Here is a 20,529-nt window from a genome sequence, read left to right as displayed (position 1 = left end):
GCTATATCAGCCGGTGCGCGTGCAGTTTGACGCTTTCCATGATGCTGTCCATCGTCACCTGCACGCGGTGCGGCAACACGCCGCGCCGGCGGTAAATCAGGTAGGCCTGCATATCGATGCCGCGCTCGCGCGCCAGGCAGGGCAGCAGCGTGCCGGCATCGAGCTCGGCGGCGACGGAATAATACGGGGCGTAGACGATGCCCAGGCCCTGTTTGGCCAGCTCGATCGCCGGCAGAATGTTATCGCAGACGCTGGCGCCGCCGATCTCGACCTGTACCAATTCCCCCTGCGCATTGTAGCCGCTCCAGGTATTGCGGATGCCGCCCAGCATGCGCAAGGTGATGCAGCGATGCTGCGGCAGTTCATCCAGCTCATTCAGCGGCGAGCGGGCGATGTAATCCGGCGCGGCGAACAGCCCGACGCGAAAACGGGTAAAGGGCCTGGCGATCAGGCTTTCGTTTTGCGGCTGGAAAAAGCTGATCAGCAAATCGCAGTCGCTGTCGAACACTGCGCCGTACTTTTTCTCGCGTTCGTCGGGGTTGCGGGTCACCAGATCGACAGTCAGCGCCGGCGCAGCGTGCAGCAGCGGCGGTAGCAAATAGCTAGCCAGGAATGCGTGGATGCCGATCGGCGCGCCGAGCGTGACCATGCCGTTCAGGCTGCGCTTATAGGTGCCGGCCATATCGAGCAGATCGCTGTGTTCGTCCAGCAACTGCGAGGCGCGCCGCAAGAATTGCTCGCCGAATTCGGTCAGTGCCAGGGTACGCGGGCCGCGCAGGAACAGCTCCAGTCCGAGCCGCCGCTCCAGCGCGGTGAGGGCGCGCGACACGTTAGACTGCGGCATATCCAACAGCTGCGCCGCTTTGCTGACGCTCGCCGTTTCGGCAATGATGCGGACAATCCTGAGTTCTTCAATGCGGAAGTCTTTCTCTTTCACTGGCCGGCTCTTGTGAGTTTGTATATCAAAAATGATATACACCTTTGGCGGCATTGTCATATGACTTATCGCGGACGGCTGGGTATCATTCGATTTGATTATTTGCTATCCACTAAAATAAAGAGAAACCCGTCAATGAAAGTGACAAGAGCGGTTATTTTGCCTGCGCTGTTATTACTGGCCGCGTGCTCTTCCGCCGTGACCGAAAAAGAAAAGTACTCGACCTTTTTGACCAATTATAACGATATTAATAAAGGTCAATCCGCCTCCGGCAAAGACGTTTTATATTGGAAGGATAAGAACGTCGATTTTTCCCGTTATCAATATCTGGTTTATCAACCGATGATCTATTTCCCGCGGCCGAAACCGAGCGAGATGGTGAGCCAGCGCGCACTCGACAATATCCTGAATTACACCAACCAGCAGTTTAAGCAGGCGATGGGTACCCACTTTACGCTGGTGGACATGCCGCGCGAGCATACCCTGATTTTCCGCGGCGCCATCACGGCGATCGACACGCAGAAGAAAGGGCTACAGATCTATGAAGTCTTGCCGATCACACTGCTGATCGCCGCGACGCAAAGCGTAACCGGCCATCGCACCATGGAGAGCGCGGTCTATATGGAAGGCGAGTTTATCGATGCGGCGACTAATCAGCCGGTCATTAAAGTGGTGCGCAAGGCTTCGGGGGAAAATCTCAATAACGAGAAAACGCAGCTTAAAGTCACCGACGTGAAGAATGCCATCGATACCATTGCCAACGACATCAGACAATATAACACGCTATAAACCTCGTTTATTTCCGCTATGACCAACCAGGGCTTTACATGTTTCTTAATTATTTTGCTTTAGGCGTACTGATTGCGGTATTCCTGATTTTATTCTACGGCGTCATTATTATTCATGACATTCCCTATTTGCTGGCCAAAAAGCGCCAGCATCCGCATCAAGATGCGATTCACGTCGCCGGCTGGGTCAGCCTGTTTACGCTGCACGCTATTTGGCCACTGCTGTGGATCTGGGCGACGCTCTATCGGCCGGAGCGCGGCTGGGGCATGAGTGAGAAGGCAGAACCTTCAACGGAGCTGCAGGCGCGCATCGTGCTGCTCGAAGCCGAATTGCAACGCCCGCAGGAAAAGCCGACGGCGGTTCCTGGCTCTACGGTAAGTTGAGCGTAGCCTATGGATTTACTCATTATTCTCAGCTACGTGGCGCTGAGCTACGGCGTATTTAAACTGTTCCGCATCCCGGTCAACAAATGGACCGTGCCGACCGCCGTGCTCGGCGGGATCGTTATCGTCGGCGCGTTGATTCTGACGATGAACTACAACCATCCGTACAGCGATCGAGCGCAGAAAATTGCCGTGTCGGTGCCGATGGTGCCGCAGGTCTCGGGCATGATCGTTGAGGTGACGGAGAAAACCAACGTGTTGCTGCGTAAAGGCGAGGTGCTGTTCCGTCTCGACGACAGCCGCTACCGTGCGCGGCTCACCAGGTTGGAGGCGGACCTGGCTGGGGCGGAGGCGGAGATCAGAACGCGCCGGGCGGCGCTCAGCGAGTCCGCCGCCAACGTGCAGCGGGCGAACGCAGAATACGAGCGCGCCCGTAAGGACTACCAGCGCTATGCGAAAGGGGCGGCGATGCCAGTCAACCCGTTCTCGGAGCAGGACGTCAGCCATGCGCAGCAGCAGTACCAGGCGCAATCCGCCGCGCTGCAGGCGGCGAAAGCCCAGTTCCAGCAGGAACAGGCGCGGTTGTCCGGGCGCTATGACGGCGAAGACGCCACGATAGCCAGCCTGAAATCGCAGATTGCCGAAGCGCGTTACAACCTGGAACAAACGGTGGTGCGTGCGCCGAGCGATGGTTATGTCACGCAGGTGCTGGCGCGGCCGGGCACGGCGGCGGTTCGTCTGCCCTTCAAACCGGTGATGATCTTTATCCCGCAGCAAAAGCGCCAGGTGGTGGCGGTGTTCCGCCAGAACGCCATCCTGCGCTTGGCGCAGGGGGACCAGGCCGAGGTGGTGTTCAACGGCTTGCCGGGGCAGGTTTATGGCGGCACCGTAAGCCGGGTGTTGCCGGCGATACCGGACGGCAGCTACCAGGCCAGCGGCGCACTGCAGGGCCTGAGCGCCCAGGCAGCGGTCTATACCGGGCACTTCGAGCACGTCTCCGTGATGCGCAAAGTGCTGCTGCGCATGACCAGCTGGCTGCATTACCTCTATCTGGATCACTAATCTTTGTCGGCCCAGGGAAACCTGGGCCGTGGGGTTGGCCCCGGATTGCGACAAAAACAAAAAAGCCCACAACCGAAGTTGTGGGCTTTTTCGCTATTATCGCCGGGTCTATCTGGTTCACTGGCGACGTATTTGGTGGAGCTGGGGGGATTTGAACCCCCGTCCGAAATTACTACACCGTCGGCACTACATGCTTAGTCCAATCTTTACATTCGCCGGCCAGCTGCGGATGGACACGCTACTGACAGACTAGCCTGATTGAGTTTAACGCTTCAGCCCCAGGCAGGACGTCCACGCGATCTCTTTTGGGTTTGACCTCTCTTGATCCCCGTCCTAAGAGCGGAGGCTAGGGAGAGAGGGCTCTAAGCAGGGTATTAAGCTGCTAAAGCGTAGTTTTCGTCGTTTGCGACTATTTTTTTGCGGCTTTTTACGAGGCCAACCGCCCCTCGGCATGCTCCTAGGGCTTCGCAAATCCCGTCGAATCCAGAATCAGCCCCAAGTAACTTTTTGCAGTATACCAGAAGTTTACCTCGATAAGCCAGCGGCTTAACGATTGGCGTGCTTCATGATACGGGCTTTCGCCGTCTGCCATTCGCGATCTTTGATGTCATCGCGTTTGTCGTGCTCTTTCTTGCCTTTGGCTACGCCGATCTTGATCTTGCTCCAGGCATTTTTCCAATACAGGGACAAGGCCACCACGGTGTAACCTTCGCGGTTGACGCGGCCGAGCAGGGTATCCAGCTCGCGTCGGTTCAGCAGCAGTTTACGGGTACGCGTCGGATCGCACACCACATGCGACGAAGCCACGTTGAGCGGGGTGATGGTGGCGCCAAACAGATAGGCTTCACCGTCACGGAACGTCACGTAGCTGTCGCTGAGGTTGGCTTTGCCTGCACGCAGCGATTTAACTTCCCACCCTTGCAGCGACAGGCCCGCCTCGAACTCTTCTTCAATGAAGTATTCGAAACGCGCGCGCTTGTTTTGAGCAATGGTGGCGGAACCGGGTTTGTGTGCTTTTTTCTTTGTCATAGTGCGTTCATTATACTGGATGCTTCAGCGAAAGAAATCCTTTCCCGTTCAGCACCTGCGCAATTTTTCGCATTTTTGGCGCCCCCATCCCTTAGCAGATTTTTTGTTTGCCGCCAGATAAATGGTATTATCTGTACGTTTTATGTCTCACAGGAAATGATATGCCCCAGATCAGTCGGTCTGCATTAGTGCCGTTCAGCGCCGAGCAGATGTATCAGTTGGTTAACGATGTTCACTCTTATCCCGATTTTCTGCCAGGCTGCACCGGCAGCCGGGTGCTTAACGCTACCTCCAACGAAATGACCGCCGCGGTGGACGTCGCCAAGGCCGGTATCAGCAAGACCTTCACCACGCGCAATACGCTGCTGGATAACCAGAGCATCAATATGCAGCTGGTTGATGGTCCGTTCCGTAAGCTGATGGGCGGCTGGCAGTTCACGCCGCTGAGCGAAGAGGCCTGCAAGGTGGAACTGCACCTGGACTTCGAGTTCACCAACAAACTGATTGAGCTGGCGTTCGGCAAGGTGTTCAAAGAGCTGGCGGGCAGCATGGTGCAGGCATTTACCCAGCGGGCGAAAGAGGTCTACAGTGTCTGACATCCAGGTCGAGGTGGTGTACGCCTTGCCGGAGCGTCAGTACCTGCGCAAGGTGAAGCTGGCCGAGGGCAGCAGCGTCGAGCAGGCGATCCAGGCTTCGGGCCTGCTGGAGCTGCGGCAGGATATCGATCTCAAGAGCAACAAAATCGGCATCTACAGCCGCCCGGCTAAGCTGGGCGATACGCTGAACGACGGCGACCGGGTGGAGATCTACCGGCCGCTGATAGCCGATCCGAAAGAGCTGCGCCGGCAACGGGCAGAAAAGGCAAAAAAATAAGGCGCTTATAGCGCCTTATTTTTTTATCTGAAACTGATTTTCTCTTCCGCGTTGCAGCCTGCGACTGTCATGAGGAACATCGTGCCACCTCATGGGCCGGAAGAGCGGGCGGCGCCGATTACTTGGTCAGCGCCGGTTTGTTCTGGATATCGGTCAACACGCCTGCGCTGTCGAAGGTCAGCGTCAGCGTCTGCTGGGTGATGTCTTCATGGCCAGGCTGCTGGCGGAACACATAGAACCACGTCTGAGTCCCGAACGGGTCTTGCAGCATTGGGGTGCCCAATGTGTAAGCGACCTGTTGCTGGGTCATCCCTTTCTGAATTTTCGCCACGTCGGTCGACGTCAGGTAGTTCCCCTGATTGATGTCAGGACGATAAACCACCTTTTCAAAAGTAGAACAGCCTGCAGTCAGCATCACAAAAACTACAGCGGCGGCAGTCAGCGTTTTACAGCGCATAGTAATCACATTCCTTTAGGGCATAGGATGCCGATGATAATAGACCTTGCGGCAGTTGGAAACCTTTATACCCTTCATCTTTCACGTTGCGACGCGTTGGCTTTCCTTCAGCACCTCAAGCGCTTGGCCTGTTTCGGGCCGTTGAGGAGGCTTAGGATCACCGCCGCGCCGCACTTTAGATATCTTTCGGGCCAACAGCGTCACTGTCAGACCGCAGGAAAGTGAAAAAGTTGAGCTTTTTTATGCCGCCAGCAGTTCTTTGGCGTTCGCCAACGTATTGCGGGTGACTTCGCTGCCGCCGAGCAGGCGCGCCAGCTCCTGCAGCCGGGCGCGTTTATCCAGCGGCGCCATCTGGGTTTCGGTGACCGTGCCGTCGGTCTGCTTGCTGACGAACAGGTGCTGATGCCCGCATCCGGCCACCTGCGGCAGGTGGGTCACGCACATCACCTGGGTGGATTCGCCGAGCTGGCGCAGCAGGCGGCCGACGATGGCGGCGGTCGGGCCGCTGATGCCCACGTCCACCTCATCGAAGATCAGCGCCGGGGTTTCCATCTTGCGGGCAGTGATCACCTGAATGGCCAGCGCGATGCGCGACAGCTCACCGCCGGAGGCGACCTTCGCCAGCGGCTGCAGCGGCTGCCCCGGGTTGGTGGAGACGCAGAACTCGGTGCGGCTGGCCCCTTCGGCGCTCAGATGCTGCGGCTCGAAACGCACGTCGATGTTGAACTTGCCGTGCGGCATGGAGAGCGCCTGCATGCTGTCGGTGATGAGCGTGGTCAGCTCGGCGGCGTAATGCAGGCGTTTCTGATGCAGATGCTCCGCCAGCGCCAGCGCCTGCTGGTGATGCAGGGTGACCGCCTCGTTCAGGTGCTCATGGTCGCTTTCCTGTTGAGACAGCAGCTGTTGTTCATCCAGCAATTGCTGATGCAGCTGCGGCAGCTCTTCCGGCGCAACCTGGTGTTTGCGCGCCAGGCTGATTTGGCGTGACAGGCGCTGTTCCAGCTCGTGCAGGCGGTTGGGATCGAGATCCATGCGATCGGCGTAGTGGCGCAGCTCGTCGCTGGCTTCGCTGATCTGGATAGAGGCCTCCTCCAGCATGTCCAGCAGGCCGCTGAGCTTGTCGTCCAGCCCGGCCAGCTCGAGCAGCAGGTGCTTGGCGCTGTAGAGCTGGCTGAGCATGTTGTTCTCGTCGCTGTCGGCCAGCAGCTGCAGCGTCTGCTGGCTGAGGGTCAGCAGCTGGCCGCTGTTGGCCAGGCGCTTGTACTCGGCGTCGGTCTGTTCGAACTCGCCAGCCTGAGGCGCGAATTCGTTCAGCTCTTTCAATTGGTATTGCAACAGCTGCTTGCGCGCTTCGCGCTCGATGGACTGCTGCTGATGGTGCGCCAGCTCGCGGCAGCTCTGGTGCCAGCGTTGGTAGGACTGGCTCATCGCCGCCAGCAGGGCGGGTTCGTCGGCGTAGGCGTCAAGCAGCGCTTTTTGGTGCTCCGGCTTGAGCAGCAGTTGATGGGCGTGTTGACCGTGGATTTGGATCAGGCGTTGCCCCAGCTCGCGCAGCTGCGACAGCGGCACGGCGGTGCCGTTGATAAAGCCGCGCGAACGGCCGTCGGCGTTGATCACCCGGCGCAGCAGGCATTCGTTGCTGTCGTCCAGCTGGTTCTGCTCCAGCCACTCGCGCGCGGACGGGGTGTCCGCCAGCGAGAAGCGGGCGCAGATGTCGGCGCGGGCGGCTCCCAGGCGCACCACGTTGCCGTCGGCGCGGTTGCCGAGGCACAGCCCCAGCGCATCGATGGCGATGGATTTGCCGGCGCCGGTTTCACCGGTGATCGCCGTCATGCCCGGTTGAAAATCGATTTCCAACTCACGAACGATAGCAAAGTTGCTGATGGTTAATTGCGCCAGCATGGTAACCTTCCTGTGTATAAACACATAACTGTAGTTTCATACAGTATAAACTGGTTTTATATACAGTAAAGTGGCCGGCACAGATTTTAGAACAATTTTTTCGACCAGCCCAGCTTGGTGCTTAACGTGTTGAAATAGCTGTAGTCCTTCGGGTGAATCAGATTCAGGTGGAAATCGCTGCGGCGGATCAGCACTTCTTCGCCTTCCTGGATCGGCAGCGCGATCTGGCTGTCGCAGCTGATCTCCAGATCGCTGCCGATCTGCGAAAACTTCAGACGGATGGTGCTGTCGCCGTTGATCACCAGCGGCCGGGCGGAGAGGGTGTGTGGAAACATCGGCACCAGCGCGATTGCCTCCAGCGACGGGGTGAGGATCGGCCCGCCGGCGGAAAGCGAGTAGGCGGTGGAGCCGGTCGGCGTGGCGATGATCAAGCCGTCGGAGCGCTGCGAGAAGGCGAAGCGATCGTCGATGTACACTTCGAATTCGATCATGTGCGCCACTTTGCCGGGGTGCAGCACCACTTCATTGATGGCGGTGCTGATGCGGCACTGCTGGTGCTCTTTGTGCACGATGGTTTCCAGCAGGAAACGCTGTTCGTCGATATACTCGCCTTCCAGCACGTCCGCCAGCTGCTGCAGGGCGTTGTCGGGATCGAGATCGGTGAGGAAGCCGAGGTTGCCGCGGTTGACCCCGATCACCTTGATGTCGTAACGCGCCAGCACGCGCGCAGCGCCGAGCATGTTGCCGTCGCCGCCAACCACCACCGCCAGATCGGCGCGCTGGCCGATATCCGCCAGGCTGCCGGTCACGGCGTCTTTCAGCCCCAAATCATGGGCGATCTGGCGTTCGACCATCACCGAATAGCCGCGGGCGACCAGCCAGTGGAACAGCATCTCGTGGGTTGCCAGCGCTGAAGGGTGACGCGGGTGGCCAACAATGCCAATACAGGCGAATTTTTTATTCATTTGTTGTGATTTTCCTCACCGGGACCCGTTTATGCCCCACATTGTGACCGGTTGACTTGAAACCCCGGTTTTGATCCCCATAATAAGCCAAGTTGCGAGATTAATGCTAAAACGCGGAGATATTCATGAGTAGTAAAGAACAGAAGACGCCAAACGAGCAAGTCTCGGAAGAAATGGAACAACACGTTCATCACGAAGATACGCTGCCGGAAGCGGCGGAAGGCGTCGATCTGCGCGATGCGCGTATCGCCGAACTGGAAGCCCAACTGGCGGAAGCTCAGCAGCACGAGCGCGACAGCCTGCTGCGCGCCAAAGCGGAAGCGGAAAACATCCGTCGCCGCGCCGAACTGGACGTCGAGAAAGCACACAAGTTCGCCCTGGAGAAATTCTCCGGCGATCTGCTGCCGGTGATCGACAACCTGGAGCGCGCGTTGGATCTGGCGGATAAAAACAATCCGGAGCTGGCCGCGATGATCGAAGGCATCGAGCTGACGCTGAAATCACTGCTGGATGTGGTGCGCAAGTACGGCATCGAAATCGTCGGCGACGTCAACGTGCCGTTCAACCCGGAAGTGCATCAGGCGATGAGCATGATGGAATCCGCCGATCACCAGCCGAACCACGTGATGATGGTGATGCAGAAAGGCTATACGCTGAACGGCCGTCTGCTGCGTCCGGCGATGGTCGCGGTCTCCAAAGCCAAGGCGTAATCGCCCCGGCAACGGCATAAAGAAAGGCACCCGAGGGTGCCTTTTTTGTCTCTGGGTTACGCCTGCGGCAGGCGCGGCATCCAGTCGATCGGCGTGAGCCCTTGCTGCTCCAACAGCTGATTGGCCTGTGAGAAGTGGCGGCAGCCGAGGAAACCGCGGTGCGCGGAGAGCGGCGACGGGTGCGGCGCCTTCAGCACATGGTGGCGGTTGCGGTCGATAAAGTTGCCTTTCTTCTGCGCGTGCGAGCCCCACAGCAGGAACACCACGCCTTCACGGTTCTCGTTCAGGGCAGCGATCACTTTATCGGTAAAGGTTTCCCAGCCCAGGTTGGCGTGCGAGTGCGCGCGGCCGCCTTCCACCGTCAGCACGGTGTTGAGCAGCAGCACCCCCTGTTCGGCCCAGCTTTGCAGGTAGCCGTGGTCCGGGCGTTCGAAGCCGGGAATGTCGGTTGCCAGCTCTTTATACATATTCACCAGCGACGGCGGCGCCGGCACGCCGGGGCGCACCGAGAAAGAGAGACCGTGCGCCTGATTGGGGCCGTGATACGGATCCTGGCCGAGGATGACGACTTTGACGTCCGCCAGCTCGGTATAGCGGAAAGCGTTGAACACGTCCTTCTGCGGTGGATAAATGGTCTTACCGGCCTGGCGTTCAGCGGCAACAAAGGCGAGCGTTTCAACAAAATAGGGCTGCTCTTTCTCTTTGCCGATCACGTCATGCCAGGTGAGGGAGGTGGCCATAAACGCTCTCCTTTGTTTTCTTTAGCAATTCATGGGCTATAGCTTACCGTGTCGGCACGCGCAGCGAAACCCGCTTTTCATTTCTCGCCGCCTAGCCTTATGCAATTATTTTGGAAAATTTACAAAAATAATTGGTTTTTGCCGCAGTGGGAAAATTGATATAAAACATAAATTTGCCCCTTCACGTCCTGTGCCTACCCGGTAAAAATTGACTTTAATCAAGGAACTGGCCCGGTCAGGCTGGTATACAGAACAACAAGACAACAATGGTTTTACCAAATGGCCGAAACCAGAATTGGGTTTTCTCACGATGTGAATTTTTACGCCCTTGTACGGAGGCAACATAATGATTACCGGTATTCAAATTACCAAAGCGAACGACCAGGCGCTGGTGAATTCTTTCTGGCTGCTGGACGATGAAAAAGCGGAAGCTCGCTGCGTGTGTGCCAAGGCTAACTACACGGAAGATCAGGTTGTCGCAGTCAGCGACCTGGGCCAGATCGAATACCGTGAAGTGCCGCTGGAAATGCAGCCGACCGTGCGCGTGGAAGGCGGTCAGCACCTGAACGTCAACGTGCTGCGTCGCGAAACCCTGGAAGACGCGGTCAAGCACCCGGAAAAATACCCGCAGCTGACCATCCGCGTGTCCGGCTATGCGGTGCGCTTCAATTCTCTGACGCCGGAACAGCAGCGCGACGTTATCGCCCGCACCTTTACCGAAAGCCTGTAATTTGCGGCGCAGTCAATAAGGGAGCTTCGGCTCCCTTTCTTGCGTTTGGCGGCCGAAAATTGAACGCGGATCACATTCTGCACAAAGATAAGCATTCCTGATACAGAACTCATCCGACCTGCCGATAGATAAATCAGCACCTATTCAGGTGCTAAATAAAAAAGTCTATCGACAAGGAGTCGGCATGAGTATGCCTTTAAGTTTTACCTCTGCAGTATCCCCGGTGGCCGCGATCCCTACACCTCGCGCCGCTGCCGAGGCGGCGACGGCGGCGCAGCCCGCGGCAGCGTCGGCAAATCCGGCGCCGGTGGCCTCTCCCTCTCAGAACACGCTCAATGCGCAGAGTCTGTTGAATACGCTGGTCGGCGATATCTCAGCGGCGGCACCGACGGCTGCGGCAGCGCCGGGCGTGACGCGGGGGCAGCAATCGCAGGAGGGGGATTATGCGTTGGCGCTGTTGGCCAAGGACGTTTACTCACTCAATGGCCAGGGCGCCGCCGGGTTCAACCGCCTGAGCGACAGCGCGCTGCTCGGTTTCGGCATCGATCCCGCCAGCCTGCACGACGCGGGCAGCGGTTTCCAGGCCGGAATTTACAGCAACGACAAGCAATATGTGTTGGCGTTCGCCGGCACCAACGACTGGCGCGACTGGCTGAGCAACGTGCGGCAGGCGACGGGCTATGATGATGTGCAGTACAATCAGGCGGTTGCCGCTGCCAAAAGCGCCAAGGCGGCCTTCGGCGATGCGTTGGTGATCGCCGGCCATTCGCTTGGCGGTGGTCTGGCGGCCACGGCGGCGCTGGCGACCGGCACCGTCGCGGTCACCTTCAACGCGGCCGGGGTCTCGGACTACACCCTGAATCGCCTGGGTATCGATCCGGCAGCGGCGAAGAAAGACGCCGAAGCCGGCGGCATTCGCCGTTACAGCGAGCAATATGACATGCTGACCAGCACCCAGGAATCGACCTCGCTGATCCCGGACGCTATCGGCCACAACATCACCCTGGCCAACAACGATACCCTGACCGGCATCGATGACTGGCGGCCGAGCAAGCATCTGGATCGCAGCCTGACGGCGCACGGCATCGACAAGGTGATAAGCTCGATGGCGGAACAAAAGCCGTGGGAGGCGAAGGCCAATGCCTGAAGGGCGTCGCTTGCGGCGGGCGCTGGCGATAGCCTTACTGGCGCTGGTCGCGGTGACCGGTTTACTGATGATGGCTAAGGAGCAACAGATGGGGCAGGAAATTTCGCCGTTTGACGGCCACAGCAATCTGGCGCTGGCTCAGGCGGTGGCGCGCGGCGATACGCAGGGTATCCATGCCCAGGCCACGCAGGATCGCTTGCGCGAACGGGGCGATCGACAGGTCACGTTGTTGCAGTGGGCGGTGCTTTCGCAGCAGCCGGATAGCGTGCAGGCGTTGCTGGATCTCGGCGCCGACCCGGCGGCGGCGGGGCTGGACGGCAACAGCGCACTGCATACCGCGGCGATGCTGCAAGACGCGCAGTACCTGCGGTTGTTGCTGGCCAAAGGGGGGCAGGTGAACGTGCGTAATGCCGTTACCGGCGCCACGCCGCTGGCGGCGGCGGTGCTGGCCGGGCGTGAAGAACAACTGCGGCTGTTGCTGACGGCCGGGGCGGACACCACCTTGAGCGACCGGCTGGGGGATACTCCGCTGCATCTGGCGGCGAAGATCAACGCGCCGCACCTGGCGCTGCTGCTGTTGCAGGCTGGGGCCGATGCCCAAGCGCGCAACCAGCAGGGCGTCGCGTTCCAGTTTTATTTCTCGCAAACGCCGGCGCATTTGCAGAATGACGAGCTGAAGGCACAGTTCCGCGATCTGGATAAATGGCTGCAGGGGCACCGTTTGGCCACGCACTACGCGCAGCAGTAAACGCCCATAAAAAAACCGCCTGTACAGGCGGTTTTTTCTTAGGCTGCGGGGGTTATTCCGCGTCGCCGGCCGGTTTGGCCTTCGCCTGACGGCGTTTACCGACGTTTTTAGCGTCACGATGGCGAACCTTAACCTTGTTGGCTTTTTCTTTGCTTTTCGCCTTTTCTTCTGCGCGTTTGGCCAGCACTTTCTTCGATGGCTTGCCGTTGCTCTTTTCGTTCGGCACCTTGGTTTTCGGCCGCAGTTCGTCGATCACGCGCGCTTTCAGCGGCTCGTTCAGGTAACGGCCCACTTTGCCCAGCAGCAGATGGTCGTGTGCCTCCACCAGCGAAATGGCGGTGCCTTTGCGCCCGGCGCGGCCGGTACGGCCGATGCGGTGCAGGTAGGTGTCCGCCGTGCGCGGCATGTCGAAGTTGAACACGTGGGTGATATCGAGGATATCCAGACCGCGTGCGGCAACGTCGGTGGCGACCAGTACGTTAACCCGGCCATCCATCATGCGTTTGACCGCTTCGTTGCGTTTGGCCTGCACCATTTCGCCTTCGAGATAGCAGGTGTTGATGCCCGCTTCGCGCAGCCAGGTGGCCAGCTCGTGCACGCGCTCGCGTTTGCGCACGAAGATCACCGATTTCTGCACGTCCGGCTGCTTCAGCAGGTGGATCAACAGCGCGGTTTTGTGCTGCACGTCATCGGCGCGGTAGTACCACTGCAGGATCTTTTTGCGTTCGCGGCGCGACGGATCGGCTTCTACTTCTACCGGCTCTTTCAGGATGCGCTCGGCGAATTCACGAATCGCTTCGCCTTCCAGCGTGGCGGAGAACAGCAGCGTCTGGTTGCGCCAGCGGGTTTCGGCGGAGATGGTTTCGATGTCCTGCGCGAAGCCCATATCGAGCATGCGGTCGGCTTCGTCGAGGATCAGGGTTTCCACCGCGCGGCAGTCGAAGTTCTCTTCTTTAATGTATTGCAGCAAACGGCCGGTGGTGGCGACCACCACGTCCTGGTTTTCGCTGAACACTTCCGCGTGGTTCATGTAAGCGACGCCGCCGGTGATGGTGGCGATATCCAGCGAGGTATGAGCAGCCAATTCACGCGCCTGATCGGCGACCTGCATCGCCAGTTCACGCGTTGGCGTCAGAATAAGTACGCGCGGCGGGCCGGATTTTTTGCGTGGAAAGTCCAGCAGGTGCTGCAGCACGGGCAGCAGGAAGGCGGCGGTTTTGCCAGTGCCGGTCGGAGCCGAACCTAAGACGTCGCGTCCGTCCATCGCCGGCGGGATCGCAGCGGCCTGAATGGCGGTGGGGCGATCGTAGCCTTTGTCGCGCAGCGCGTCGATCAGGCGATCATCGAGTTCGAGTTCGGAAAAAGTGGTTGCTGTCATGGTCTACCTCTACTTGGGGCGCCGATTATAGACGGGTTGGCCGCGATCTTCACCTATTTAAGCGGAAAGCCGCTCTTTTCCCGTCGATCAGATTGCCTTATGCTACGCCAGTTTTATAGCCAGGTGGTGAGTGTGAGCAAGCGATCGAAAGCCGATTTTACCCCGCGTCGCGGGGGTTTTACCTTTAAACAATTCTTTGTCGCACACGATCGTTGCGCCATGAAAGTGGGCACCGACGGGGTGCTGCTCGGCGCCTGGGCGCCGCTGGGGCAGGCGCGCCGGGTGCTGGACATCGGCAGCGGCAGCGGGCTGATCGCGTTGATGCTGGCGCAGCGCAGCGACGACGAAGTGACCATTGACGCGGTGGAGCTGGATGAAGCTGCCGCCGGCCAGGCGCACGAAAATGCGGCGGAGTCGCCGTGGCCGCAGCGTATCCGCGTGCATGCGCAGGATATTCACCATTATGCGCAGCAGCATGCCGCTGAGTATGATCTGATCGTCAGTAATCCGCCTTATTTCGAGCCGGCGGTGGCCTGCCGCGACCAGGCGCGCCACAACGCGCGCTACACCGAAACTCTGACGCACGACGCGCTGTTGGCCTGCGCCGCGCAGCTGCTGGCCGCACAGGGCACGTTCTGCGTGGTGCTGCCGCACGACATCGGCGCCGAATTTGAACGCCTGGCGCAGCAAAGCGGCTGGCATACGGCGGCGAAAGTGAACGTCAGCGACCGGGCCGATACGCCGCTGCACCGGGTGCTGCTGGCGCTGACGCGGCGGGAAACGCCGCTGCGGGAGCAGGCGCTGGCGATCAAGCAGGCCGACGGCAGCTATACCGACGATTTTCGCCGGTTGATCGCCGACTTCTACCTGTTCTACTGAAAAGAAAAGGGCGCCAATTAGGCGCCCTGTCGCAGAGGCTAAGGCTGCAATATGGTCGGCAGCGCTTCCGGCAGCAAATCCGGGTAGTCCAGCGTGTAATGCAGGCCGCGGCTCTCTTTGCGCGCCATGGCGCTGCGCACGATAAGCTCGGCCACCTGCACCAGATTGCGCAGTTCCAGCAGGTTGTTGGAGATGCGGAAGTTCGCGTAGTACTCGTCGATTTCCGCCTGCAGCGTGTTGATGCGGCGCAGGGCACGCTCCAGCCGCTTGGTGGTGCGCACGATGCCGACGTAATCCCACATGAACAGCCGCAGCTCGTGCCAGTTGTGCTGAATTACCACCCGTTCGTCCGCATCGTCCACCCGGCTTTCATCCCACTGCGGCACCTGTTTGGCCTGCTGAATGAACGGCAGGCGCTGCAGAATGTCTTCCGCCGCCGACCAACCGTACACCAGGCACTCCAGCAGCGAATTCGACGCCATGCGGTTGGCGCCGTGCAGGCCGGTATAGCTGACTTCGCCGATGGCGTACAGCCCATCGAGATCGGTGCGGCCGTGCTGATCGACCATCACGCCGCCGCAGGTGTAGTGCGCCGCCGGGACGATCGGGATCGGCTGCCGGGTCAGATCGAAGCCCAGCGTCAGCAGCTTCTCGTGGATCATAGGGAAGTGCTGAGTGATGAACTCCGCCGGCTTGTGGCTGATGTCCAGGTACATGCAGTCGGCGCCCAGGCGCTTCATTTCATGGTCGATGGCGCGGGCGACGATATCGCGCGGGGCCAGTTCGCCGCGCGGGTCAAAATCCGGCATAAAGCGGCTGCCGTCCGGGCGCTTCAGGTAAGCCCCTTCGCCGCGCAGCGCTTCGGTCAGCAGGAAATTGCGCGCCTGCGGATGGAACAGGCAGGTCGGGTGGAACTGGTTGAACTCCAGGTTGGCGACCCGGCAGCCGGCGCGCCAGGCCATGGCGATGCCGTCGCCGGAGGAGATGTCCGGGTTGGTGGTGTATTGGTACACCTTGGCCGCGCCGCCGGTGGCCAGCACCACCGTTTTGGCGCGGTAGGTTTCCACCCGCTCCAGCTCGCGGTTCCAGACGTAAGCGCCCACCACTCGGCGGGTGCCCGGCAGGCCAATTTTGTTCGAGGTGATGAGGTCAACCGCGTTGCGGCGCTCCATCACGCAAATATTGGGGTGAGCGCTTGCTTTCCCCACCAGCGTGGTCTCTACTTCCTTACCGGTAGCGTCCGCGGCGTGCAGGATGCGGCGATGGCTGTGGCCGCCTTCGCGCGTGAGGTGATAATGTTCCTCGCCCTGCGCGTTGACCTCGGTATCGAACAGCACGCCCTGATCGATCAGCCACTGCACGCAGTGGCGCGCGTTGCCGGCGATGAATTCGACGGCCTCTTTATCGCACAGGCCGGCGCCGGCAATCAAAGTGTCATCAACGTGTGAGGCAATGCTGTCCGTCTCATCGAACACCGCGGCGATCCCGCCCTGGGCGTAAAAGGTGGCGCCCTCGCTGAGCGGCCCCTTGCTGAGAACGGTAACCTTGCAATGCTGCGCCAGGCGCAGCGCCAGTGACAGGCCCGCAGCGCCGCTGCCGACGATCAGTACATCGCTAACATGTTCAGATGATGGTTGCATAACGTATGATGTGTGCAGAAGAAGAGTGAATTTCATGTTAGCCTAACTGTCCGGGCAAAAGCCACGGATAGGGCGACATCAACAGAAAAAACAATGGCGATATGGAACTTCGTGTTCTATATGAACTCCAAGCGAGTGCTTGCTCAGGAAAATAATGTATGGCTGGCAGTACAATTTTACGCGTGGAGACGGATTTGGGGAGAGTTTACCTCGGATGAGCGAGCAGTTAACGGATCAAGTTCTGGTCGAGCGGGTCCAAAAGGGCGATCAGAAATCGTTTAACCTACTGGTAGTGCGCTATCAGCATAAGGTGGCGAGTCTCGTTTCCCGCTATGTGCCGCAGGGCGATGTGCCCGATGTGGTGCAGGAGTCGTTTATCAAGGCCTATCGCGCACTGGAATCGTTCCGTGGCGACAGCGCTTTTTATACCTGGTTGTATCGAATCGCCGTGAACACGGCAAAGAATTATCTGGTTGCTCAGGGGCGCCGTCCGCCATCCAGTGATGTGGACGCCAACGACGCGGAAAATTACGAAAGTGCGGGCGCACTGAAAGAAATTTCGAACCCTGAGAACTTAATGTTGTCAGAAGAGCTGAGACAGATAGTTTTCCGTACCATTGAGTCGCTCCCTGAGGATCTTCGCATGGCGATTACCCTGCGGGAGTTGGATGGTCTAAGCTACGAAGAGATAGCCGCCATCATGGATTGCCCGGTCGGAACCGTACGTTCGCGTATTTTCCGCGCCCGGGAAGCTATCGATAATAAAGTTCAACCGCTGATCCAGCGTTAGCAATGGCGGGCACAGGAAGGGTACTTAGGCATGCAGAAAGAAAAGCTTTCCGCTCTGATGGATGGTGAATCGTTCGACAGCGAGCTGTTGAGTTCTCTGTCGCAAGATCGAACGCTTCAACAAAGCTGGCAGAGCTATCACCTGATACGTGACACACTGCGAGGTGATGTCGGGCAAGTGATGCATCTCGACATCGCCGATCGCGTTGCCGCTGCACTTGAGAAAGAACCCGCCCGGCTGGTGCCTTCCGCCGTTCAGGAATCTCAGCCGCAGCCTCACACCTGGCAGAAAATGCCGTTCTGGGACAAAGTGCGTCCTTGGGCGAGCCAGATTACGCAAATCGGTATGGCGGCCTGCGTGTCGCTGGCGGTGATCGTCGGCGTACAGCACTATAACCAACCTGCTGCGACATCGAACGCGTCCGAATCGCCGGCCTTCACCACGCTGCCGATCATGGGCCAGGCCTCACCGGTCAGCCTGGGCGTCCCAGCCGACAGCTTCTCCACCGGCAGCGGCCAACAGCAGCAGGTGCAGGAACAGCGCAAGCGTATCAACGCCATGCTGCAGGACTATGAACTGCAACGTCGCCTGCATTCGGATCAGCTGCAGCTTGAACAAAGCAACCCGCAACAGGCTGCCATTCAGGTTCCCGGAACTCAGTCTTTAGGAATGCAACAGCAGTAATGAAGCAAATCTGGTTCTCCGTTTGTTTATTGACGGGCAGCCTGCTCTATTCCAGCATCGCCCCGGCGCAGCCAACTGCGTCCGGGGCGTTATTGCAACAGATGAGCAGCGCCAGCCGTTCTCTCAATTACGAGCTCGCCTACATCAGCATCAGCAAGCAGGGAATCGAGTCGTTGCGCTATCGCCATGCGGTGATCGGCAACGTGCCGCTCGGCCAGCTGTTGCATATGGATGGCCCGCGCCGCGAAGTGCTGCAGCGCGGCGGCGGGATCAGCTACTTCGAGCCTGGCCTGGAGCCGTTCACGCTCACCGGCGATCACATCGTCGATGCGCTGCCGGCGATCGTCTATGCCGATTTCAATCGCCTGGCCAAGTACTACGACTTCATCTCCGTGGGCAGCACCCGCATCGCCGATCGGCCGTGTGAAGTGCTGCGCGTGGTGGCGCGCGACGGTTCCCGCTACAGCTACATCGTCTGGATGGACGAGGACACCAAGCTGCCGCTGCGGGTGGATCTGCTCGATCGCGATGGCGAGACGCTGGAGCAATATCGGGTGATCTCCTTCGCGGTCGGTGCCGACGTGCAGGGCGCGATGCAGGGGCTGCTCAAAGCCAATCTGCCGCCGCTGCTGTCGCTGCCGGCGGTGGAAAACGTCCAGCTCAGCTGGAGCACCGGCTGGCTGCCTGCCGGGGTGGACGAGGTGGCGCGCAATCGCCGCAAATTGCCGAACGTCGCCGTGCCGGTTGAATCCCGGCTTTACAGCGACGGCCTGTTCAGCTTCTCGGTCAACGTCAGCCCTGCGGGCAGCGGCGCCGGGCAGCAGTATTACCGTCAGGGGCGCCGTACCATTCAGACCGAAGTGCGCGCGGGCAATGAGATCACTATCGTGGGCGAACTGCCGCCGGCTACGGCCAAGCGCATCGCCGACAGCATTTCTTTCAAGGTATCGCCGTAATGATGAAAGAGTGGGCCACGGTGGTTTCGTGGCAACAGGGCGTAGCGCTGCTGCGCTGTGAACCCAAGGCCGGCTGCGGCAGCTGCACCGCGCGCTCCGGCTGCGGCGCGCGCGCGTTGAACGAATTGGTGCCTGAAACCGAGCATCAGCTTCAGGTGCGTATCGAACAGCCGCTCGAACCGGGGCAACGCGTCGAGGTCGGCATTGCGGAAGGCAGCCTGCTGCGCTCCGCCATGCTGGTTTACCTGACGCCGCTGTTGGGCATGATGCTGGGCGGCACGTTGCTGCAATATTGTTTCGGCAGCGATGCCTCGGCGGCGATCGGTGCCGTGCTGGGCGGCGGGGCGGCCTTTATGCTGGCGCGCCGGCTGGCCCGGCGTCTGGGCGAGCAGGCCGATTATCAGCCGGTGGTGCTGCAGATTGGGTTGCCGCCTACCGCGATGCGCATGCAGGCGGAAAACTCACCGCTGATTTAAACCGACGGCCGCGTCATCGCCGGGTTGTGATAGGCGGGGATGCGGTTGTGGATCATATGCTCCAACAGCGCGATGAACAGATCGGCGCTGAGCAGCGAATCGTAGTTAATGGCGTACAGCACATTACCCTGGCCGTCCAGTAAACGGATGCCGCGCTGCGGATGGTTTTCCAACGCGCGGATCTGCTCGATCGGCACGTTTCCCCGTTCCGTAGTCAGCAAGGTGGCGCTTAGCTGCAGCGTTTCGGTCGGCGTGCCTTGCCGCTTGCCCAGCAGCAGCTGCCACAGCCAGCGTGCGTCGCCCTCAACGGTGTGAAACGGCACCACCTCCCCCTGATAGAGCGCATTCAATGCCAGCGGCCCGCGCTGCTGCAGCTGTTGGTCGACGATCACGTCCGCCAGCCGCCACGAATGGGCGACATTGCTGAAAACCGTACACCAGGGCTGATCCGCACCGGCGCGGAACGCCGTGACGTCAAACAGCCCGCCAAAAGCTTTGCCGCCGCGAAACCGATAGATGTCGCCGATTTTCTCAAACGGGATGAAGCGCTCTTTGTGATGGTGCCAGTCAAAGACCCGCACGCCGTGCTCGTACAGACGATAGGTCAGCGTCGGGCGCAGATAATGCCGCAGCGCCAGCAGCGTACAGCCGAGTAAAATTGTGCCTGCGCCGGCCTGCAACAGCGTGATGACTTCGCTTTCATCAATGCTGCTCAGCAGAGGCAGCACCAACAGTGCGGCCCCCACGCTAAACAGCAGCGCCGCCGCGACCAGAATGCCCCAGTTGACCTTCGAAAAATCGTGCCGGCTCAGCATTTGCCCTTTATCGATCATATGCACCTTCCAATCAACGTACGCAGATATGCTGGTGAACCCCGGTGGGCTGCCGATGTAGTGCCCGGAATAATGTTTTGTCGCGGAGTTCATGCCCTTTCTATCCGAGGGGCGGTGGTGGCGTATATGGGGTTTTTCCTAAAGGAAGAGGGGCGAAATGGAATTCTAAGAGGTTGATCCAAATATTCTTTTTTTATAATTTCGGAGAGGGTTTATTGCGCTGCGGCCGGTTATGTATTAGCGCTGGAGTTTGACGGCCACGGAGCACCTGCAAGCCCCGGGCTCAGGCCGTATCTTCCGTGTTAACATCTGTTTTCACCCGCCGGGGTGCCCTGTAACATTTAGCTGCGCATAATAGAATGCCTTCACTGCACCGATCGCTAGGTTTTCAGTGGTGTGGCATGTAGAATGCAGCGATTCA

23 protein-coding genes and 1 other RNA gene are annotated in these 20,529 nt (G+C 59.4%); 14 read left to right on the top strand and 10 right to left on the bottom strand.

Annotated elements, in window-relative coordinates:
• Position 1: 1 nt before the first annotated feature.
• Positions 2–937: a LysR family transcriptional regulator gene (locus EGY12_RS02125; protein ID WP_123892421.1), complete on the bottom strand. Its 936-nt coding sequence runs from the start codon at positions 935–937 to the stop codon at positions 2–4.
• A 135-nt stretch (positions 938–1,072) separates the two neighbouring features.
• On the opposite strand from EGY12_RS02125, the gene EGY12_RS02120 reads away from it, so the two are divergent.
• The 3 genes from EGY12_RS02120 to EGY12_RS02110 are packed head-to-tail and all read left to right on the top strand — an operon-like array spanning position 1,073 to position 3,171.
• Positions 1,073–1,726 (top strand): DUF3313 domain-containing protein, encoded by a 654-nt coding sequence (locus EGY12_RS02120; RefSeq protein ID WP_123895538.1) that lies wholly within the window; start codon positions 1,073–1,075, stop codon positions 1,724–1,726.
• Positions 1,727–1,764: 38 nt separating this feature from the next.
• Positions 1,765–2,109 (top strand): DUF3302 domain-containing protein, encoded by a 345-nt coding sequence (locus EGY12_RS02115; protein ID WP_123892420.1) that lies wholly within the window; start codon positions 1,765–1,767, stop codon positions 2,107–2,109.
• A gap of 9 nt (positions 2,110–2,118) precedes the next feature.
• Positions 2,119–3,171 carry an HlyD family secretion protein gene (locus tag EGY12_RS02110; RefSeq protein WP_123892419.1) on the top strand — a complete coding sequence of 351 codons (1,053 nt, stop codon included), beginning with the start codon at positions 2,119–2,121 and terminating at the stop codon, positions 3,169–3,171.
• Between the two features lie 133 nt (positions 3,172–3,304).
• Here EGY12_RS02110 and ssrA read toward each other — a convergent pair.
• Both ssrA and smpB read right to left on the bottom strand, forming a co-directional pair.
• Positions 3,305–3,668: a transfer-messenger RNA gene (gene ssrA / locus EGY12_RS02105) on the bottom strand.
• A 49-nt stretch (positions 3,669–3,717) separates the two neighbouring features.
• Positions 3,718–4,200: an SsrA-binding protein SmpB gene (smpB, locus tag EGY12_RS02100; RefSeq protein WP_004929094.1), complete on the bottom strand. Its 483-nt coding sequence runs from the start codon at positions 4,198–4,200 to the stop codon at positions 3,718–3,720.
• Between the two features lie 161 nt (positions 4,201–4,361).
• On the opposite strand from smpB, the gene EGY12_RS02095 reads away from it, so the two are divergent.
• Both EGY12_RS02095 and EGY12_RS02090 read left to right on the top strand, forming a co-directional pair.
• The gene (locus EGY12_RS02095) at positions 4,362–4,796 is read left to right on the top strand and encodes a type II toxin-antitoxin system RatA family toxin (RefSeq protein WP_004929096.1); all 435 of its coding nucleotides are present in this window, start codon (positions 4,362–4,364) and stop codon (positions 4,794–4,796) included.
• Entirely contained in the window at positions 4,789–5,073 is a 285-nt protein-coding gene (locus tag EGY12_RS02090; protein WP_004929098.1) for an RnfH family protein, read from the top strand. The genes EGY12_RS02095 and EGY12_RS02090 overlap by 8 nt, the downstream gene beginning before the upstream one ends.
• Positions 5,074–5,191: 118 nt before the next feature.
• Here the strand turns inward: EGY12_RS02090 and bamE are convergent, their stop codons facing one another.
• The 3 genes from bamE to nadK all read right to left on the bottom strand — a co-directional run bounded on the left by bamE (position 5,192) and on the right by nadK (position 8,397).
• Positions 5,192–5,530, bottom strand: a complete 339-nt coding sequence (bamE, locus tag EGY12_RS02085) for an outer membrane protein assembly factor BamE (RefSeq protein ID WP_044030646.1) — start codon at positions 5,528–5,530, stop codon at positions 5,192–5,194.
• Between the two features lie 240 nt (positions 5,531–5,770).
• Positions 5,771–7,432: a DNA repair protein RecN gene (gene recN, locus EGY12_RS02080; RefSeq protein ID WP_123892418.1), complete on the bottom strand. Its 1,662-nt coding sequence runs from the start codon at positions 7,430–7,432 to the stop codon at positions 5,771–5,773.
• Between the two features lie 86 nt (positions 7,433–7,518).
• Positions 7,519–8,397, bottom strand: a complete 879-nt coding sequence (nadK, locus tag EGY12_RS02075; RefSeq protein WP_019452304.1) for an NAD(+) kinase — start codon at positions 8,395–8,397, stop codon at positions 7,519–7,521.
• A gap of 125 nt (positions 8,398–8,522) precedes the next feature.
• Between nadK and grpE the strand changes: the two genes are divergently transcribed.
• Entirely contained in the window at positions 8,523–9,107 is a 585-nt protein-coding gene (gene grpE, locus EGY12_RS02070) for a nucleotide exchange factor GrpE (protein WP_123892417.1), read from the top strand.
• Positions 9,108–9,163: 56 nt separating this feature from the next.
• On the opposite strand, the gene ung is transcribed toward grpE, so the two are convergent.
• The gene (ung, locus tag EGY12_RS02065) at positions 9,164–9,847 is read right to left on the bottom strand and encodes a uracil-DNA glycosylase (protein ID WP_033635636.1); all 684 of its coding nucleotides are present in this window, start codon (positions 9,845–9,847) and stop codon (positions 9,164–9,166) included.
• Between the two features lie 346 nt (positions 9,848–10,193).
• On the opposite strand from ung, the gene grcA reads away from it, so the two are divergent.
• The 3 genes from grcA (at position 10,194) to EGY12_RS02050 (ending at position 12,472) form a co-directional block, all read left to right on the top strand.
• Positions 10,194–10,577, top strand: coding sequence for an autonomous glycyl radical cofactor GrcA (gene grcA / locus EGY12_RS02060; RefSeq protein ID WP_077038837.1), 384 nt, complete (start codon positions 10,194–10,196; stop codon positions 10,575–10,577).
• 184 nt (positions 10,578–10,761) lie between these two features.
• Positions 10,762–11,724 (top strand): DUF2974 domain-containing protein, encoded by a 963-nt coding sequence (locus EGY12_RS02055; protein WP_123892416.1) that lies wholly within the window; start codon positions 10,762–10,764, stop codon positions 11,722–11,724.
• On the top strand, positions 11,717–12,472 hold the full coding sequence (locus tag EGY12_RS02050; protein WP_123892415.1) for an ankyrin repeat domain-containing protein: 756 nt from the start codon (positions 11,717–11,719) through the stop codon (positions 12,470–12,472). Before EGY12_RS02055 ends, EGY12_RS02050 begins: the two co-directional genes overlap by 8 nt.
• Before the next feature lie 52 nt (positions 12,473–12,524).
• Here the strand turns inward: EGY12_RS02050 and srmB are convergent, their stop codons facing one another.
• Entirely contained in the window at positions 12,525–13,850 is a 1,326-nt protein-coding gene (gene srmB, locus EGY12_RS02045) for an ATP-dependent RNA helicase SrmB (RefSeq protein WP_123892414.1), read from the bottom strand.
• A 99-nt stretch (positions 13,851–13,949) separates the two neighbouring features.
• Here srmB and EGY12_RS02040 point away from each other — a divergent pair, with 99 nt between their 5' ends.
• A complete protein-coding gene (locus EGY12_RS02040) occupies positions 13,950–14,729 on the top strand; it encodes a tRNA1(Val) (adenine(37)-N6)-methyltransferase (RefSeq protein WP_123892413.1) in 780 nt (259 codons plus the stop codon).
• Between the two features lie 38 nt (positions 14,730–14,767).
• Here EGY12_RS02040 and nadB read toward each other — a convergent pair whose 3' ends face one another.
• Positions 14,768–16,369: an L-aspartate oxidase gene (nadB, locus tag EGY12_RS02035; RefSeq protein WP_172962891.1), complete on the bottom strand. Its 1,602-nt coding sequence runs from the start codon at positions 16,367–16,369 to the stop codon at positions 14,768–14,770.
• 214 nt (positions 16,370–16,583) lie between these two features.
• Between nadB and rpoE the strand changes: the two genes are divergently transcribed.
• Genes rpoE through rseC form a run of 4 tightly spaced genes read left to right on the top strand, consistent with a single transcriptional unit; the run spans position 16,584 to position 19,275 of the window.
• Complete coding sequence (rpoE, locus tag EGY12_RS02030; protein WP_004929136.1) at positions 16,584–17,159, top strand: RNA polymerase sigma factor RpoE; 576 nt, start codon at positions 16,584–16,586, stop codon at positions 17,157–17,159.
• A gap of 30 nt (positions 17,160–17,189) precedes the next feature.
• Positions 17,190–17,843, top strand: a complete 654-nt coding sequence (gene rseA, locus EGY12_RS02025; RefSeq protein WP_060441113.1) for an anti-sigma-E factor RseA — start codon at positions 17,190–17,192, stop codon at positions 17,841–17,843.
• Positions 17,843–18,799 carry a sigma-E factor regulatory protein RseB gene (gene rseB / locus EGY12_RS02020; protein WP_123892411.1) on the top strand — a complete coding sequence of 319 codons (957 nt, stop codon included), beginning with the start codon at positions 17,843–17,845 and terminating at the stop codon, positions 18,797–18,799. The genes rseA and rseB overlap by 1 nt, the downstream gene beginning before the upstream one ends.
• Positions 18,799–19,275 (top strand): SoxR-reducing system protein RseC, encoded by a 477-nt coding sequence (gene rseC, locus EGY12_RS02015; protein WP_123892410.1) that lies wholly within the window; start codon positions 18,799–18,801, stop codon positions 19,273–19,275. Before rseB ends, rseC begins: the two co-directional genes overlap by 1 nt.
• Here the strand turns inward: rseC and EGY12_RS02010 are convergent.
• Complete coding sequence (locus EGY12_RS02010; RefSeq protein WP_123892409.1) at positions 19,272–20,108, bottom strand: hypothetical protein; 837 nt, start codon at positions 20,106–20,108, stop codon at positions 19,272–19,274. The genes rseC and EGY12_RS02010 overlap by 4 nt on opposite strands.
• Between the last annotated feature and the right edge of the window lie 421 nt (positions 20,109–20,529).

It is taken from the genome of Serratia sp. FDAARGOS_506 (assembly GCF_003812745.1).
GTDB lineage: Bacteria > Pseudomonadota > Gammaproteobacteria > Enterobacterales > Enterobacteriaceae > Serratia.
The sequence above is the reverse complement of the archived record's forward strand: the minus strand, read 5'-3'. Positions and strand labels throughout refer to the sequence as shown.

Excerpts from the sequence above, each read along its gene's own strand:
- bamE (WP_044030646.1), bottom strand. The coding sequence starts at position 5,530 with ATGCGCTGTAAAACGCTGACTGCCGCCGCTGTAGTTTTTGTGATGCTG.
- rpoE (WP_004929136.1), top strand. The coding sequence starts at position 16,584 with ATGAGCGAGCAGTTAACGGATCAAGTTCTGGTCGAGCGGGTCCAAAAG.
- EGY12_RS02120 (WP_123895538.1), top strand. The coding sequence starts at position 1,073 with ATGAAAGTGACAAGAGCGGTTATTTTGCCTGCGCTGTTATTACTGGCC.
- ung (WP_033635636.1), bottom strand. The coding sequence starts at position 9,847 with ATGGCCACCTCCCTCACCTGGCATGACGTGATCGGCAAAGAGAAAGAG.
- EGY12_RS02050 (WP_123892415.1), top strand. The coding sequence starts at position 11,717 with ATGCCTGAAGGGCGTCGCTTGCGGCGGGCGCTGGCGATAGCCTTACTG.
- EGY12_RS02110 (WP_123892419.1), top strand. The coding sequence starts at position 2,119 with ATGGATTTACTCATTATTCTCAGCTACGTGGCGCTGAGCTACGGCGTA.
- nadB (WP_172962891.1), bottom strand. The coding sequence starts at position 16,369 with ATGCAACCATCATCTGAACATGTTAGCGATGTACTGATCGTCGGCAGC.
- EGY12_RS02040 (WP_123892413.1), top strand. The coding sequence starts at position 13,950 with ATGCTACGCCAGTTTTATAGCCAGGTGGTGAGTGTGAGCAAGCGATCG.
- rseA (WP_060441113.1), top strand. The coding sequence starts at position 17,190 with ATGCAGAAAGAAAAGCTTTCCGCTCTGATGGATGGTGAATCGTTCGAC.
- rseB (WP_123892411.1), top strand. The coding sequence starts at position 17,843 with ATGAAGCAAATCTGGTTCTCCGTTTGTTTATTGACGGGCAGCCTGCTC.
- grcA (WP_077038837.1), top strand. The coding sequence starts at position 10,194 with ATGATTACCGGTATTCAAATTACCAAAGCGAACGACCAGGCGCTGGTG.
- rseC (WP_123892410.1), top strand. The coding sequence starts at position 18,799 with ATGATGAAAGAGTGGGCCACGGTGGTTTCGTGGCAACAGGGCGTAGCG.
- smpB (WP_004929094.1), bottom strand. The coding sequence starts at position 4,200 with ATGACAAAGAAAAAAGCACACAAACCCGGTTCCGCCACCATTGCTCAA.
- nadK (WP_019452304.1), bottom strand. The coding sequence starts at position 8,397 with ATGAATAAAAAATTCGCCTGTATTGGCATTGTTGGCCACCCGCGTCAC.
- recN (WP_123892418.1), bottom strand. The coding sequence starts at position 7,432 with ATGCTGGCGCAATTAACCATCAGCAACTTTGCTATCGTTCGTGAGTTG.
- EGY12_RS02115 (WP_123892420.1), top strand. The coding sequence starts at position 1,765 with ATGTTTCTTAATTATTTTGCTTTAGGCGTACTGATTGCGGTATTCCTG.
- EGY12_RS02095 (WP_004929096.1), top strand. The coding sequence starts at position 4,362 with ATGCCCCAGATCAGTCGGTCTGCATTAGTGCCGTTCAGCGCCGAGCAG.
- grpE (WP_123892417.1), top strand. The coding sequence starts at position 8,523 with ATGAGTAGTAAAGAACAGAAGACGCCAAACGAGCAAGTCTCGGAAGAA.
- EGY12_RS02055 (WP_123892416.1), top strand. The coding sequence starts at position 10,762 with ATGAGTATGCCTTTAAGTTTTACCTCTGCAGTATCCCCGGTGGCCGCG.
- srmB (WP_123892414.1), bottom strand. The coding sequence starts at position 13,850 with ATGACAGCAACCACTTTTTCCGAACTCGAACTCGATGATCGCCTGATC.
- EGY12_RS02010 (WP_123892409.1), bottom strand. The coding sequence starts at position 20,108 with ATGATCGATAAAGGGCAAATGCTGAGCCGGCACGATTTTTCGAAGGTC.